Annotated in this window: 1 protein-coding gene; it reads right to left on the reverse strand. The window is 56.3% G+C overall.

The window, feature by feature from the left end; all coding sequences use genetic code 11:
* The coding region (locus FQZ95_RS08825) for a pyridoxal-dependent decarboxylase (RefSeq protein ID WP_237427969.1) at positions 1–332 on the reverse strand (332 nt) is incomplete at both ends.

The following is a 332-nucleotide window of genomic DNA, read 5'->3' on the forward strand; positions in this document are numbered from 1 at the left end:
GGGATGCCTTCATCCGGGCGACCGGTACAGATGAACTCATACGGCCCCAGTTTGGCGATTTCATCTGCCAGATAGGCAGCTACCTGGTAGGAAGCGTTCTGTACTTTGGTATAGCCTTCACGACCGAGGCGCAAGAACTCGTAGTACTGTGCAATTACCTGGCCCGCCGGACGGGAGAAGTTGATGGCGAAAGTGCCAATCTGGCCACCGAGGTAGTCAACGTTGAATACCAGTTCCTGCGGCAGCGCTTCTTCGTCACGCCAGATAACCCAGCCGCAGCCCAGCGGAGCCAGACCGAATTTGTGGCCTGAAGCACTGATCGATTTCACACG

Origin of the sequence: Escherichia sp. HH41S (assembly GCF_009820115.1) — a bacterium.
GTDB lineage: Bacteria > Pseudomonadota > Gammaproteobacteria > Enterobacterales > Enterobacteriaceae > Escherichia > Escherichia coli_F.